At 64.2% G+C, this 12,714-nt stretch carries 14 protein-coding genes; 7 read left to right on the plus strand and 7 right to left on the minus strand.

What is annotated here, in order from left to right:
- Nucleotides 1–75: 75 nt before the first annotated feature.
- The 3 genes from FAZ97_RS21405 to FAZ97_RS21415 all read right to left on the minus strand — a co-directional run bounded on the left by FAZ97_RS21405 (nucleotide 76) and on the right by FAZ97_RS21415 (nucleotide 2,888).
- The gene (locus FAZ97_RS21405) at nucleotides 76–1,005 is read right to left on the minus strand and encodes a LysR family transcriptional regulator (RefSeq protein ID WP_158760410.1); all 930 of its coding nucleotides are present in this window, start codon (nucleotides 1,003–1,005) and stop codon (nucleotides 76–78) included.
- 12 nt (nucleotides 1,006–1,017) lie between these two features.
- The gene (locus FAZ97_RS21410) at nucleotides 1,018–2,451 is read right to left on the minus strand and encodes an NAD(P)/FAD-dependent oxidoreductase (protein WP_158760411.1); all 1,434 of its coding nucleotides are present in this window, start codon (nucleotides 2,449–2,451) and stop codon (nucleotides 1,018–1,020) included.
- 92 nt (nucleotides 2,452–2,543) lie between these two features.
- Complete coding sequence (locus FAZ97_RS21415; protein ID WP_158760412.1) at nucleotides 2,544–2,888, minus strand: cupin domain-containing protein; 345 nt, start codon at nucleotides 2,886–2,888, stop codon at nucleotides 2,544–2,546.
- A gap of 171 nt (nucleotides 2,889–3,059) precedes the next feature.
- Between FAZ97_RS21415 and FAZ97_RS21420 the strand changes: the two genes are divergently transcribed.
- From FAZ97_RS21420 to FAZ97_RS21445, 6 genes are all read left to right on the plus strand, one after another.
- Entirely contained in the window at nucleotides 3,060–3,890 is an 831-nt protein-coding gene (locus tag FAZ97_RS21420) for a helix-turn-helix transcriptional regulator (protein WP_158760413.1), read from the plus strand.
- Between the two features lie 151 nt (nucleotides 3,891–4,041).
- A complete protein-coding gene (gene speB / locus FAZ97_RS21425; protein ID WP_158760414.1) occupies nucleotides 4,042–4,992 on the plus strand; it encodes an agmatinase in 951 nt (316 codons plus the stop codon).
- 18 nt (nucleotides 4,993–5,010) lie between these two features.
- Nucleotides 5,011–6,495 (plus strand): aldehyde dehydrogenase family protein, encoded by a 1,485-nt coding sequence (locus FAZ97_RS21430; protein WP_158760415.1) that lies wholly within the window; start codon nucleotides 5,011–5,013, stop codon nucleotides 6,493–6,495.
- Nucleotides 6,496–6,640: 145 nt separating this feature from the next.
- Entirely contained in the window at nucleotides 6,641–7,030 is a 390-nt protein-coding gene (locus tag FAZ97_RS21435; protein WP_267904746.1) for a DUF2946 domain-containing protein, read from the plus strand.
- A 175-nt stretch (nucleotides 7,031–7,205) separates the two neighbouring features.
- On the plus strand, nucleotides 7,206–8,045 hold the full coding sequence (locus FAZ97_RS21440; RefSeq protein WP_158761026.1) for a hypothetical protein: 840 nt from the start codon (nucleotides 7,206–7,208) through the stop codon (nucleotides 8,043–8,045).
- Between the two features lie 28 nt (nucleotides 8,046–8,073).
- Entirely contained in the window at nucleotides 8,074–8,436 is a 363-nt protein-coding gene (locus tag FAZ97_RS21445) for a copper resistance protein CopC (RefSeq protein ID WP_158760417.1), read from the plus strand.
- 86 nt (nucleotides 8,437–8,522) lie between these two features.
- Here FAZ97_RS21445 and FAZ97_RS21450 read toward each other — a convergent pair whose 3' ends face one another.
- Nucleotides 8,523–8,747, minus strand: coding sequence for a hypothetical protein (locus tag FAZ97_RS21450; RefSeq protein ID WP_158760418.1), 225 nt, complete (start codon nucleotides 8,745–8,747; stop codon nucleotides 8,523–8,525).
- Nucleotides 8,748–8,913: 166 nt separating this feature from the next.
- On the opposite strand from FAZ97_RS21450, the gene FAZ97_RS35435 reads away from it, so the two are divergent.
- A complete protein-coding gene (locus FAZ97_RS35435) occupies nucleotides 8,914–9,177 on the plus strand; it encodes a hypothetical protein (RefSeq protein ID WP_233271725.1) in 264 nt (87 codons plus the stop codon).
- Between the two features lie 19 nt (nucleotides 9,178–9,196).
- Here FAZ97_RS35435 and FAZ97_RS21455 read toward each other — a convergent pair whose 3' ends face one another.
- The 3 genes from FAZ97_RS21455 to FAZ97_RS21465 form a co-directional block, all read right to left on the minus strand.
- Entirely contained in the window at nucleotides 9,197–10,105 is a 909-nt protein-coding gene (locus FAZ97_RS21455; protein WP_158760419.1) for a LysR family transcriptional regulator, read from the minus strand.
- Complete coding sequence (locus FAZ97_RS21460) at nucleotides 10,095–11,483, minus strand: MFS transporter (RefSeq protein ID WP_158760420.1); 1,389 nt, start codon at nucleotides 11,481–11,483, stop codon at nucleotides 10,095–10,097. Before FAZ97_RS21460 ends, FAZ97_RS21455 begins: the two co-directional genes overlap by 11 nt.
- A 175-nt stretch (nucleotides 11,484–11,658) precedes the next feature.
- Nucleotides 11,659–12,651 carry a LysR family transcriptional regulator gene (locus FAZ97_RS21465; protein ID WP_158760421.1) on the minus strand — a complete coding sequence of 331 codons (993 nt, stop codon included), beginning with the start codon at nucleotides 12,649–12,651 and terminating at the stop codon, nucleotides 11,659–11,661.
- Nucleotides 12,652–12,714 lie beyond the last annotated feature (63 nt).

Below are 12,714 nucleotides of genomic sequence, written 5' to 3' on the forward strand. Positions count from 1 at the left end.
TCGCAGCGGCCTAATTATTCTGCATTCCATACGTTTACATCATGCGCAGCCAATGTATGGCACGCACCGCTTCTTTCACTCGACCAGCGATTCGGGCACGGCGGCGTGCTGCCCATAGACGCCCAGCAGATCGTCGCAGAACGCGCGCACGATGGGCTTTTCCGCGGCACTGCGCTTGACGGCCAAATGCATCGGCACGTCGAAGCCGAAGGTCGCACGCCCAAGCGCCCGAATGAGGCCGCGCTGCTCGAACGGCTCGGCGTGATGCGCGGGCAGATAGCCGATATGGCTGCCCGAGAGGATCAAGACCGTGGCCGCATCGATGCTGTCGGCAATCGCCGTCACCTGCCGGTCGCCGATACCTGCAAGCTCTTCCGGTATCGGATAGCTGCGCCAGACCCAGTCGTGTTCGCGCAGGTCGTCCACGTTGACGTGCGGCGCGCTATGGAACAGCGCGTGCCCGCGCCCGCAGCACAGCACCTGACGCTCGCTGAACAGTTCGGTGTAGTCGAGTCCCGCCACGCGATGCCAGAAGTAACCGATCGCGATGTCGAGCTGATTGTTGACGAGACTTTCCTCGAGCTCCTGGGGCGCCGCGACCTTCATCGTGAAGCGCACAGCCTGATCGCGTTTGCGAAATACGCCGATCGCTTCCGCGAGCCGCGCATTCTCGACATGCGAGGCCTGCCCTATGAGGCCGATGCCGAGCGTGCCGACGAGCTTGCGGTCGATATCGCGCACGCGCGCGACAAAATCGGTTGTGGCCGCAACGAGCGCGCGCGCCGAGGGCACGAAGCGTTCGCCCTTCGAAGTGAGGCGAAAGCCGCCGCGCCCGCGCTCGCAGAGCTTGAAGCCCACGCGGGCTTCGAGCGCCGAGAGCTGCGTGCTGATGGTGGACTGCCGCACGCCCAGCGTCGCTTCGGCCGCCGTGATGCCGCGCGCATCCACCACGGCGAGAAACACGCGGATCAGGCGCAGGTCGAGATCGGAGGTATTGGAGAACATGGCGCTAGACACTCACATCGGGAAGCCCATCGCCTTGATGCCCTTGATCCACGCGCGCTTCCAGCCGCCTTCGGCGTCGGCGCCGTCGAACGCATGGAACGTGACCTTGGCGGCGAGCCAGCGCACCGGCTCTGGCGGGATATACGTGGGACTCTGGTTGGCGATATCGAGCGCACGCTCGGGGCTGTTGCGATCGAACAGGATGTTCAGGCCCATGAAGGCGCCGAAGCGGCTGGCCGCTACGCCAAAGCCCGTGTAACCCGCCACGAAAACGGCCTTGTCGTTCAGATAGCGCTTCGCGAACACGGAGCCGCGCGAGCAGTAGTCGATCGGGCCGCCCCACGCATGCGAGAAGCGCACGTCCGCAAGCTGCGGGAAGGTACGGTAGAACGCCTGCGCGAGCCGGTAATAGGTCTCGGCCTTCTCGTCCTGCGGAGGATTCGGATCGCCGTCGAAGTGATAGCTCACGAGGCCGCCGAAGATGATGTTGTTGTTCTTCGTAAGGCGGAAATAATTGAGCTGCGTGCGCGTGTCGTAAATGCCCTGGCGATTCTTCCAGCCAATGCGCGCGAGTTGCTCGTCGGTGAGCGGTTCGGTGGCGAGCACGTGGTCGCGCACCTGCAGCACGCGCCGGTTGATATCGGGAATGCCGACCTTCGCCGTGCCGCTGCCGAACACCACGCGCGGCGCACGCACGCTGCCTTCGGGCGTCTTCACGTACACGGTCTGGCCTTCGTCGACGACATCGATGAGCGGCGTGTGCTCGTAAAGCTTCACGCCCAGCGAAAGCGCCGCGCGCTTCAGACCCCATGCCAGCTTGGCCGGATGCACGATGCCGCTGCGATTGCGCGACCACAGCGCGCCCGCGAACAGCGGCGAGTCGAGTTGCTCACGCGTCGCTTCGCCATCGAGCAGCACGACATCGTGCCCGTAGCGTTTGTGAAGGTCGTAGTCGCCCTGCAAATGCTCTATATGCTCGGGATCGACCGCGACGGTCATTTCGCCGTTCCATTCGATGTCGGCGTCGATGCCGTAGCGCTTGAGCGTTTCCTCGAAGCCGTCGAGATTGTGATGGCCGAATGCTTCGAGCTGCGCAATGTCGTTGGGGAATACCCGTACGGCATTGGGCAAGCCATGCATGACCGAAGTCGAGATGATGCCGCCCGCACGGCCCGACGCTCCGTGTGCGACCTTGCCCGCCTCGATCAGCACGACGTTCAGATGCGGCATCTGCTCCTTGGCCTGCACCGCGGCCCAGAGCCCCGTGAAGCCGCCGCCGACGATCAGCAGATCGGCCTCCACGTTGGTGGTGAGCTTCGGTTCGGTCGGCGGTTCGGCGGGGTTGTCGAGCCAGTACGGAAAGAACCGCGTGCGCGAAAGCGCCTCTTGCACGCTGAGCGTGACGGGCGGGCGCGATGCGACTTCAACTTCTGCAGGGGTACTCATGATGGGCTTCACTGCATGGATCGGGATAACGGATCGGGGAAACCGAGCCGCCTCGCGCGGGAGGCGGCTCGCGGGGTTCCTTGTTTGGGTCCTTAGGCTTGTTCGAGCACGACGTAGAACTTCTTCGCGTCCTCGATGGTTTCCCAGCGGCCTGCGAAGCCTGCGGGCAGCAGATAGCCCTCGCCTGCCGTGAATTCCTTGCGGGCGCCGTTCGCGTCGGTCAGGGCGATCTTGCCTTCCACGAGCCATACCGCTTCGTCGGCGGTCGTGGCCGGGAAGTCCACGGCGCCGACCTTGCCTTCCCACCAGCCGATCACGTAGTTATTGTTATTGCCGACGGTTGCGCGCCAGTCGCTTTCGTCCATGCCGTATTCCAGCTTCGTGAATTCGCCGATGCCAGCGCCCAGCGGCACGATGTCCTGAATCAGTTTGCTCATTTGCGTCACTTCCGGTTGTTTTGATTGAGTGACGCCAAAGTTACCGACTGGCGCGGCGGCGGTATGCCCCCCCTCAGGGGGGGCAAGCGGTGTTTTGCTGCCCGATTCGGGCATTTTTGGCGGCCTAACCCCTTCAGCTATAATGATTTAGCCATCACGAAGGGGCGCGCCATGCTGCTCAACGTACCCCCGCTCAACCGCGATCAACCGAACTTTCCGCTCTCGTTCAAGACCCTCGGCAATGTGATCGAGGCCGTCGGCACGCCCGATTTCGTGCCGCGCCTCACGCTGCTGGTGAACGAGGTCGTGCCCGTGAACGTCGTGCATATCGAGCGTTCGCGCGCGGACAGCACGATGCCAACGGGCTATCGCTGCGAATGGATCGGCAGTGGCGGGGTCGGAATGGATTCGGGCGCGATTTCGGACGTGATGACGCTCTATTACGACCGCTTCTACGAGAGCGATCCGCTTTTCGCCGGCATTCGCGGCAAGCTCGGCACGATGCTGGTCGTGCGCGACATCGGCGCGATCCCGCCGGGCGAATTCCGCCAGCGGCTCTTCGACGAAGCCCGCATTGCCCACGAATGCGTGCTCGCACGCGGCACGCGCCACGCGCAGGACTCCATCGCGCTCGAACGCGGGCTGCGCGAACCGCCGTTTACGCTCGTGGAAATGAACCGCTTTCGCAGCGTCAGCGAGTTTCTGTTTCCGCTGCTCGAACTGCACGCCTCCACGAGCGCCGCCCGGCTCATTGCCCACGCCGCGCCGTTCATGCATCCGCTCGCGCAATTCGACGCGCGCATTGCGGCAGACAATGTTCGCCTCTCCAAACGCGAATACGAAACCTGTGCGCACCTGATCACGGGCAAGACCGTGCCCGAAGCCGCGCAGATCCTGGGCGTGCAGGTGGCAACCGCCGAGTCGTACGTGAAGCGCGCCTTCGCGAAACTGGGCGTGCGTACCAAGCGCGAGCTGATCGCGTGGGGTCACGCCGGGGTTTAGGCGCAGCTTTTACCTGCCTCATTTGCCTGATTAAGGGCTTGCATACATCGAATCGCATCGATGTAAACAACACAACTTCAATATCTGGCGGCACGGCATCTCCCCTACCATCGCCCGATCGATTTGACTCTAACGATCGGAGACACACCAGATGGAGCGCCAGTTCAACCAGCCGCTGGGCGGCAACGAGATGCCGCGTTTCGGCGGCATCGCCACCATGATGCGCCTGCCGCAGGCCGAGACCACCGAGGGCCTCGACGTCTGCTTCGTGGGCGTGCCGCTCGATATCGGCACCTCGAACCGCTCCGGCGCGCGCTTCGGGCCGCGCCAGATCCGCTCGGAATCGGTGCTGCTGCGGCCGTACAACATGGCCACGCGCGCGGCGCCGTTCGATTCGCTGCAGGTGGCCGATATCGGTGACGTCGCAACCAACCCGTACGACCTGAAGGATTCGATTCGTCTGATCGAAGCCGCGTACGACCGCATCGTCGAGACCGGCTGCCGCCCGATCACGCTCGGCGGCGATCACACGATCGCATGGCCGATCCTGCGCGCGCTGCACAAGAAGTACGGCAAGGTCGCCGTCGTTCATATCGACGCGCACGCCGACGTGAACGACACCATGTTCGGCGAAAAGATCGCGCACGGCACGCCGTTTCGCCGCGCCGTCGAAGATGGCCTCCTGCAATGCGACAAGGTCACGCAAATCGGCCTGCGCGGCACCGGCTATCACGCAGAAGATTTCGACTGGTGCCGCAAGCAGGGCTTTACCGTCGTGCAAGCCGAGGCCTGCTGGAACCGCTCGCTTGCGCCGCTCATGGAAGAAGTGCGCGCACGCGTGGGCGACACGCCCGTGTACCTGAGCTTCGATATCGACGGACTCGATCCCGCTTTCGCGCCCGGCACCGGCACGCCCGAAGTGGGCGGGCTCACCGTGCAGCAGGGCCTCGAAATCGTGCGCGGCATGAAGGGGCTCAACGTGGTGGGCGCCGATCTTGTCGAAGTCTCGCCGCCGTACGACCAAGCGGGCACGACCGCGCTCGTGGGCGCGAATCTCGCCTTTGAAATGCTTTGCATCATGCCCGGCGTGGCTTACCGCTAGGGCGCGAGGAGAAACAACATGGCTACGAATACCGAACGTCAGATCGACGGCGAGGCCTTTGTGCTGCCCGCCGCAATGATTGCGGGCGCAACCTTTTGCGCGGCGGACCGCGAAGTGTGCTCGCGCATCTGCAACGCGGCGACGGGCGAAACTATCGGCTGGCAGGAGCACGCCACGGCCGAGATCGTCGATCGCGCCGTGCACGCCGCGCACGATGCGCTGATCGCCTGGCGCCACACGACGCCCGCCGCGCGCGGCAAGCTGCTGCGCAAGATCGCCGAACTGCTGGAAGCCGACCGCGCACGCCTCGCCGCCATGCAGATGCAGGTGAGCGGCAAGCCGCCGTTCGAAGCGGACCTCGACGTGAGCGACGCCATCGCGACGTTCACCTACTACGCGGGCCTGTGCGAAGACGCGTCGGTGTTCGCCGCCGAACCGGTCGCGCTGCCGGACGATGCGCTGCTGGCCGAACGCATGCACGAACCGGTTGGCGTCGCGGCGCTGATCGTGCCGTGGAACTTCCCGATGGTCACGACCGCATGGAAACTCGCGCCGGCGCTGGCCGCGGGCTGCACGGTCGTCATCAAGCCTTCGGAACTCACCTCGCCCACCGAGCACATGCTCGCCGAGATTGTGAGCGAAGCGGGCGTGCCCGATGGCGTCGTGAATGTGGTCAACGGCGGCGGCGAAGTCGGCGCATGGCTGACGACGCATCCGCTCGTCGACAAGATCTCGTTCACCGGCAGCACGGCGTCGGGCCGCAAGGTCATGCAGGCCGCCGCGCAGGACATGAAGCGCCTCACGCTCGAACTGGGCGGCAAGTCCGCGCTGATCGTGCGCGAAGATGCCGACGTGGTGCAAGCCGTCTCGCTCGCGGTGGGTGGCGCGTTTGCCAACGCAGGGCAGATGTGCTCGGCAACGGCGCGCATTCTCGTGCACGACAATGTGTATCGCAAGTTCATGGCCGCCTTCGAAACAGCGGTGCGAGCCGTGGTCGTCGCGCCGCCGCAGGGTGCCGACGTGGCGATGGGACCGCTCATCAGCGCCGCGCAGCACGCGCGCGTGGCGGCGCTGGTGGCGCAAGGCGTCGAAGCGGGCGCACAGATCGCGTTCGCGGGTCAGCTCGATCCCGCATGCGCCGAAGGCTTCTTCATGGCGCCCGTCGTCATCGCGGAACCCGCAGCCGACAACGTGCTGTGGACCGACGAGATCTTCGGGCCCGTCGCCTGCGTGAAATCATTCCGTTCGGATGACGAAGCAATCGCCCTCGCCAACGATACGCGCTACGGACTGGTCGCCACGGTCGTGACGAGCGATGAAAAGGCCGCGCGACGTTACAAGGCGCAGCTTCGCGCCGGGCTCGTCTGGGTCAACACCCCGCAACTGATCTTTCCGCAAGTGTGCTGGGGCGGCTTCGGCCTGAGCGGCATTGGCCGCGAGCTGGGTGTTGCGGGTTTGCGCAGTTATCAGGAATTGCGTCATACGATGGGGCTGCGCGCCTGATCGCTTCCTGCCGGCTTCACACTGGCCTTACCACGGCCTCGCACGCAATGTGCGAGGCTGCGGCGCTTTGACAGGCGGCGCACCGGGAATGGCGGCTTGCGTGGCATAATCCACGCACTATTTCCGTCGATTCCATCCATTCGCCGTGCGCCGATTCCATCTCAGGCTGGGCAGTCTACTGGGGACGCTTGCGCTCCTCATGGCGACGCTCGCGCCTGTGGTATCGCACCTGCTTTCCGCCCAGGCCATGCAGATGGCGCCAGGCACCGTGGAACGCGCGCCCTGCGGCATGCCGTCGATGGCGCGCCACGTTCACGGCGCGAGTGGCGAAGCAGGCACACACGCAACGCCGGGCGACATGCAGGACTGCGGCTATTGCAGCTTCTTCGCACACCTGCCCGTCGTCTCCGGCGTACCCGTAGCACTGTTTGTCGTTGGCAAACTCGTGCAGGCCCGCATCGAGGCGCAGTTCGAAAGCGTTCGTCTCGCCGCGCCCGCGAGCCACATCCACGCACGCGCCCCACCCCTGTCCTGACCGGAACGATCATGCCAACCCCGGACGATACGCCTCGCGTGTCGCCGGGCCTGCACACGCGCCCCAGTGAGTTGCGCGCGTGCATCGCTCCTCGACAGGACACCTCATGTCTGACCAATTACCGTCCGGCCGCATGGCGCCGGGCGTGCCTGCACGCATTCGCGCGATCAGCCGCATGATCGGCTGCGCGTTGCTGCTCGGACCGTGCGCGGCCCATGCGCACGCCATCGCGGGCGACCGCGTATTTCCCTCCACGCTTTCCGTCGACGACCCCGGCGTAGGCGACGAAGCCAACCTCGAATTCGGGCACCAGCGCGTGCCGGGCGACGCCGGCGACCAAAGCATCAACACGTTCAGCTTCGAGTACGACAAGCTCATCACGCCGCGGCTCGCCTTCTCCGTGGACGGCGGCTACGTCATGCAGAACAACCCCACCGCGCGCGGCTTCGACAACTTCGGCGTGGGCCTGAAGTACCTGCTCTACGTGAACGACGCGCATGAATTCATGACGTCGGTGGGCGTGGATGCCGAACTCGGCGGCACGGGTAGCCGCGCGATCGCCGACAACTTCTCGACAATCTCGCCCACGATCTTCGCCGGCAAAGGCATGGGCGACCTGCCCGACTCGCTCGCGTGGCTGCGGCCCATCGCCATCACCGGCGAAGCGGGACCGTCGTTCACGACAGGCGGTGGTCAGCCGAATTCGTTCGACTACGGCTTCACGTTCCAGTACAGCCTGCCCTACCTGCAACAGCACGTACACGACCTCGGCTTGCCGCAGCCGTTCTCCAACCTCATCCCCCTCGTCGAAGTGCCCCTTTCGCGCAGCCAGGGACAAACAACCGGGACCGTCAACCCGGGCTTCATCTGGATGAACCGCTACGGCCAGCTCGGCATCGAAGCGCAGATCCCGATCAACCGGGCGAGCGGCTCGCACGTCGGCATCCTCGCGCAGGTGCACATCTTCTTCGACGATGTCGCGCCGCGCACGATCGGCAAGCCGCTTTTCCAGTAAGCCCGCACATTCACACAGGAATATCGCCATGAAACTCGCTACATTGCGCACGGCTGTCGCCACGGTCGCGCTGGTCGCCGCACACCTCGCCTGGGCCCACGCTTATCCGAAACATCAGGAACCGCCTGCCGGGTCGACAGCGCCGGCCACGCTCGACGCCGTTGTGATCGACTTCGACGATGGGCTCGAACCCGCGTTCAGTTCCATCGACGTCACCAACGCGCAAGGCAAGTCCGTTATTCGCGAGAAGGCCAAGGTCGATGCGAACAACAGCAAGCGCATGTCGGTCGCGCTGAATCCGTTGACGCCTGGAAAGTATTCGGTGGTGTGGGTCGCGGTTGCCGCCGATGGGCACCGCACGACCGGACATTACTCGTTCGACGTGAAGTGAACACGTAAAGATGAAATGAGGCCGTGCTGCGATTTCGTGCGAGATTGCAGCACGGCCCGTTCGTGATATCCGGGTGGCTCGCCTGCTTACTGCGGGGTGGTTGCGGTAAAGGCTTCGGGCGAACCGTTCAACGCGTCGTACAGTTCCCCAACGGGCACGTCGCCCATTTCGTTATGGATATAGCGGGTAAATGCGCGATCGTACAGCGCGCGCCCGGCGTCGGTGTCCATCGTCATGTCGAAGCCGTTGAGAACCAGACCGGCGATCTCGTCGGCTTCGAGCAGGATGTGTTCAGCTTTCTTTCGTTCCATGGTGGTGCTCCGGCACAGCAGTGTCATGGAATTTTAGGGGCAATGGCGCGGAAGCGGTGGCGAAATAAACAGGGGCGATTCGGCTTTGGGTCAACGCGTCACAGGCATTGGCTCCGAGCGCCGGGGCGGGCGTGATACGGTGGTGCTTCTTCTGGAGGCACGTTCTATGCGTCGAAAAAATACTTTCGCTTTACTGGCCGCCGTTGCATTGGCCAGTGCGCTTGCCGCCTGCGCCAATCCTTCGCGCAATGAGGCATCGACTATGCCCGGCGCCGATCGCGATGCGCATGGGTGCATCGGCTCGGCCGGATATTCGTGGTGTGAGGCTACGCAACGTTGCGAACGGCCCTGGGAACTGGCGAAACAGAAGGGCTTCGCCGTGTCCGAGGAACAGTTCGCGCGATACTGTACGAGTCCATCTTCCAACTGAAGTGAAGCGAAGATCACCGCTACACGCGCCGTGTCGAGTCCACGACATCGGCAGCCAGCATGGCAACGAGTTCGCGAGTGAACAGCGGAAGCTCCGCCACACTGCGCACGCAGATGTTCAGGTGCCGCTCCGCCCACTCGTCCTTGAGCGCGACCATGACGATATCCTTCACGCGTGCATGCTTCCACGCGACCGAGGCCGGCACGATCCCTATGCCCGCGCCGGCGGCGATCATCCGGCATGCCGCGTCGAACGAACCTACCTCGATACGTATTCTGAGCGCCCTGCCAAGCGCGGCCGCGGCGCGGTGAACGAACGCGTGAATGGCGCTTGACGCGGGCAGGTCGACAAAATCGTTGTCCAGCGTTTCGGCGAAGTTCACCGCTTCACGTTGGGCAAGCGAATGATCTGGCCGGGTCACCAGCACCAGTCTTTCGTTCTGGTACGGGAGCATCTCGAGCTGGCCCGCATCGATGTTGCCGGCGACGATGCCGATATCCGCGAGGTTGCCGGTCACCCCTCGCACGATATCGTCGCTGGGCGCTTCGCGCAGTTCGACGTTCACATGGGCGTGCTCGCATAGAAAACGACCCAGCGTGTCGGGCAGTGCGCCGGTAATGGCCGTCGTATTGGTCCAGACCCGGATGTGGCCGGTCATCCCACTGCCGAACTGTTCGATGTCCCCGGCGAGCCGCTCCACCTGTTCGCGCATCAACAACGCATGACGGATAAAGCACTCGCCCGCCGGCGTCGGAATCATGCCCTGGCTGGTTCTGTACAACAGCCGCACGCCCAGAAAGTCCTCGAGATTTTTCAGGCGGCTGCTGGCTGCCGGGGCCGACATGTGACAGAGGTTCGCGGCGCGAGCGAGATTGGCTGTCTCGCCAAGCGCCGTGAGCAAGCGCAGATCGACGAAATCAAAATGCATGGTGGCTTTCGGGTTGTTTGATCGCTGCTTCCTGCAGGCCCGGCGCGGACACGGCTTCGAGCGTCTGGCCGCTCGCCTCGACCCGAAGGAGAAGCAACGCGACGCACAGCGCCACCAGCACGCACGCGACCATCGCTACCACGCCCGATACCCCAAACTGCGAATAGAGCAGGACGGCGAGATAAGGCGTGCACATCGATGCAGCGCGCCCGCACGTGCCCGCCACGCCGGTGCCGCGCAGACGGTGCGTGGTCGGAAACAACTCCGGGATATAGACGAACAGACCGAGCGTGCAGACCGTGTAGAGCGCGGTCACCAACGCGAACCCCATCACGGAGATGGCGACGGGATCGCGCATCTGCACGTAGAAGTATCCGAGCACGATCGAGACCAGCGCGCTGGCGATCAGCGCCCTGCGACGGCCTAGACGGTCCGCGACGGCAAAGCCGACGACGGCCCCCATGGGTGCGCCGAACGACATGAGGAACACGAACCCGAGCGAACGCGTGATGCTCAGCCCCTCATTGACGAAGAACGCCGGCAACCACGCGACGAAACCGTAGAGGGACACGTTCACCGCAATGGCGGTGAGCGCTGCCACGAAAGTCCGCCCTTTCATGCCGGGCGCGAAGAGCGCGGAGAACGGCGCGGCGGAACTCTCGTGGCTCGTCACCCGGGTAACAGGCGGCAAGGCGCCGCCCGTGTGCCGTTCGACCTCTTGCTCGATGGCGGTTACCGTCCGCTCGGCTTCCTCCAGCCGGCCCACGGTCTCCAGCCAGCGCGGCGACTCCGGCATGCGATGACGCAGCGCCCAAACGACGATGGCGCCCACGCCCGCGATCGCGAACATGTAACGCCAGCCCAGATGAGGAATGACCCAGTAGCCCACGGCCGTGGCCGCGAGCAGACCCGAATTGGTGATGAGCGCGAGCAACGACGTCCAGCGGCCGCGGCTGGCCGGTGGCACGAACTCGCACAGCGTGCCGGCGGCGACCACGAGTTCCGCGCCGAGGCCGACGCCCATGATGAAGCGCAGCAGGATCAGCCAGTAGATATTGGGCGCGAACGCGGCAATGAACGACGCGCCGCCGAAAATGGCGAGGTTGGCCTGGTACGAGAAGCGGCGGCCGAAGCGGTCGCCGAGGTAGCCCGAAAGGCCCGCGCCGATCATCATGCCAAGGAACGTCGCCGACAAAAAGAACGAGCCGACGCGCAGGTCGGCGAAACCGGTCTTGACCATGGCCGCCAATGCGCCATTGGCGAGATAGATGTCGAACGCATCGAGAAATGCGCCCGCGCTGATCAAGCCAAGAATTTTCCAGTGAAACCGGCTGATGGGTAGCCGGTCGAGCCGGGCGCCGGAATTGACGATTGCCATGCTGTCTCCTGTGTTGGGTCTGGCCCGGCGCAACGCTGATCGATGCGTCTGGCACCGCCATAGGACGCAGCGGCTTGCGCAGCCGGATTTGGCTGCCAGACTGCTCGCAATACACGGAGAGGGGAATTCGTTTTTCTGGAATGGGGAATTTCAGCCAGACTAACGGCTGTCGGATTCAAGGCGAACGTGGCGAGGTCGCAGCACGCGCACGCCGCTGTTTGGGCACGCTTTTTCCAGTGATTTGAATCACATCGCGCTCTAGCGCGGGCGGCAATTCCGCTTTCAATAACTCGACCCATGCGCGGGTCTTGGCTTCGAGAAACTTCCGCGAAGGCATCAGCACATACACGCCTACATCGGGCGAGCGCCATTGCGGCAGAACATGCACGAGCTCTCCGCTGCGTATCCTGTCCACCGCCGCGAAGCCCGGCAGCAGCGCAATGCCCAGGCCGCTGCACGCCGCCTGCACGACCGCTTCGGGCTTGTCCGCGACCAGTGGACCCTCGGGTTGCACCGAATGGGTCGTCTTGCCGTCGGTCAGTTCCCAATGCAGCGTGGTCGACGGATTCACGAGACGCAGGCACGCATGTCCAGCGAGATCCGCCACGGTCCTCGGCGCGCCATGCCGCTTGAGGTAGCCGGGCGTCGCACATAGCACGCCGTGGACCTCGCCAAGCCGCTGCGCGACCAGACTCGAATCGGGCAGACTGCTCGTGAGATACACGCTCACATCCACACCTTCGGCCAGCAGATTCGGTACGTACTGCGAAGCGCTATATTCCACGCTCACCGCTGGGTACTGCGCGCAATACTTCGTCACGAGCGGCACCACGTAGCGGTCGCCGAAGCTCGCCATGCACAGCACCCGCAGCCTCCCGGTCGGCGCCATGCGAGCGCCGCCCGCCTCCCCTTCTGCTTCCGCCACCAGATCGAGGATCGTGCGGCACTGATTCGCGTAGCGCTCGCCCGCGCTCGTGACCGACATGCGCCGCGTGGTTCGCTGCAGCAGCTTCGTTTGCAAACGATTCTCCAGCTCCGATACGAGCCGCGAGACCTGCGCCGTTGTCAGCTGCATGTGCTCCGAGGCCGCCGTGAAACTCCCGGCATCCACCACACGCACGAAGGCGGTCATCGCGTGCAGCAATCCGTAGTCGAGATTCTTGCGCATGACGTAATAAATTTTCAGATCAGACTGTATTTTTGCATGGTAGCCGGATAGTTAGGATCAGTG

The organism is Paraburkholderia acidiphila (assembly GCF_009789655.1).
In the GTDB taxonomy this organism is placed as follows: Bacteria; Pseudomonadota; Gammaproteobacteria; order Burkholderiales; family Burkholderiaceae; genus Paraburkholderia; species Paraburkholderia acidiphila.

What these genes read in the sequence shown, in the direction of transcription:
- FAZ97_RS21430 (WP_158760415.1), top strand. Translation starts at nt 5,011, where the DNA reads ATGGCTACGAATACCGAACGTCAGATCGACGGCGAGGCCTTTGTGCTG.
- FAZ97_RS21455 (WP_158760419.1), bottom strand. Translation starts at nt 10,105, where the DNA reads ATGCATTTTGATTTCGTCGATCTGCGCTTGCTCACGGCGCTTGGCGAG.
- FAZ97_RS21440 (WP_158761026.1), top strand. Translation starts at nt 7,206, where the DNA reads ATGATCGGCTGCGCGTTGCTGCTCGGACCGTGCGCGGCCCATGCGCAC.
- FAZ97_RS21415 (WP_158760412.1), bottom strand. Translation starts at nt 2,888, where the DNA reads ATGAGCAAACTGATTCAGGACATCGTGCCGCTGGGCGCTGGCATCGGC.
- FAZ97_RS21445 (WP_158760417.1), top strand. Translation starts at nt 8,074, where the DNA reads ATGAAACTCGCTACATTGCGCACGGCTGTCGCCACGGTCGCGCTGGTC.
- FAZ97_RS21450 (WP_158760418.1), bottom strand. Translation starts at nt 8,747, where the DNA reads ATGGAACGAAAGAAAGCTGAACACATCCTGCTCGAAGCCGACGAGATC.
- FAZ97_RS21410 (WP_158760411.1), bottom strand. Translation starts at nt 2,451, where the DNA reads ATGAGTACCCCTGCAGAAGTTGAAGTCGCATCGCGCCCGCCCGTCACG.
- FAZ97_RS35435 (WP_233271725.1), top strand. Translation starts at nt 8,914, where the DNA reads ATGCGTCGAAAAAATACTTTCGCTTTACTGGCCGCCGTTGCATTGGCC.
- FAZ97_RS21420 (WP_158760413.1), top strand. Translation starts at nt 3,060, where the DNA reads ATGCTGCTCAACGTACCCCCGCTCAACCGCGATCAACCGAACTTTCCG.
- FAZ97_RS21465 (WP_158760421.1), bottom strand. Translation starts at nt 12,651, where the DNA reads ATGCGCAAGAATCTCGACTACGGATTGCTGCACGCGATGACCGCCTTC.
- FAZ97_RS21405 (WP_158760410.1), bottom strand. Translation starts at nt 1,005, where the DNA reads ATGTTCTCCAATACCTCCGATCTCGACCTGCGCCTGATCCGCGTGTTT.
- FAZ97_RS21460 (WP_158760420.1), bottom strand. Translation starts at nt 11,483, where the DNA reads ATGGCAATCGTCAATTCCGGCGCCCGGCTCGACCGGCTACCCATCAGC.
- speB (WP_158760414.1), top strand. Translation starts at nt 4,042, where the DNA reads ATGGAGCGCCAGTTCAACCAGCCGCTGGGCGGCAACGAGATGCCGCGT.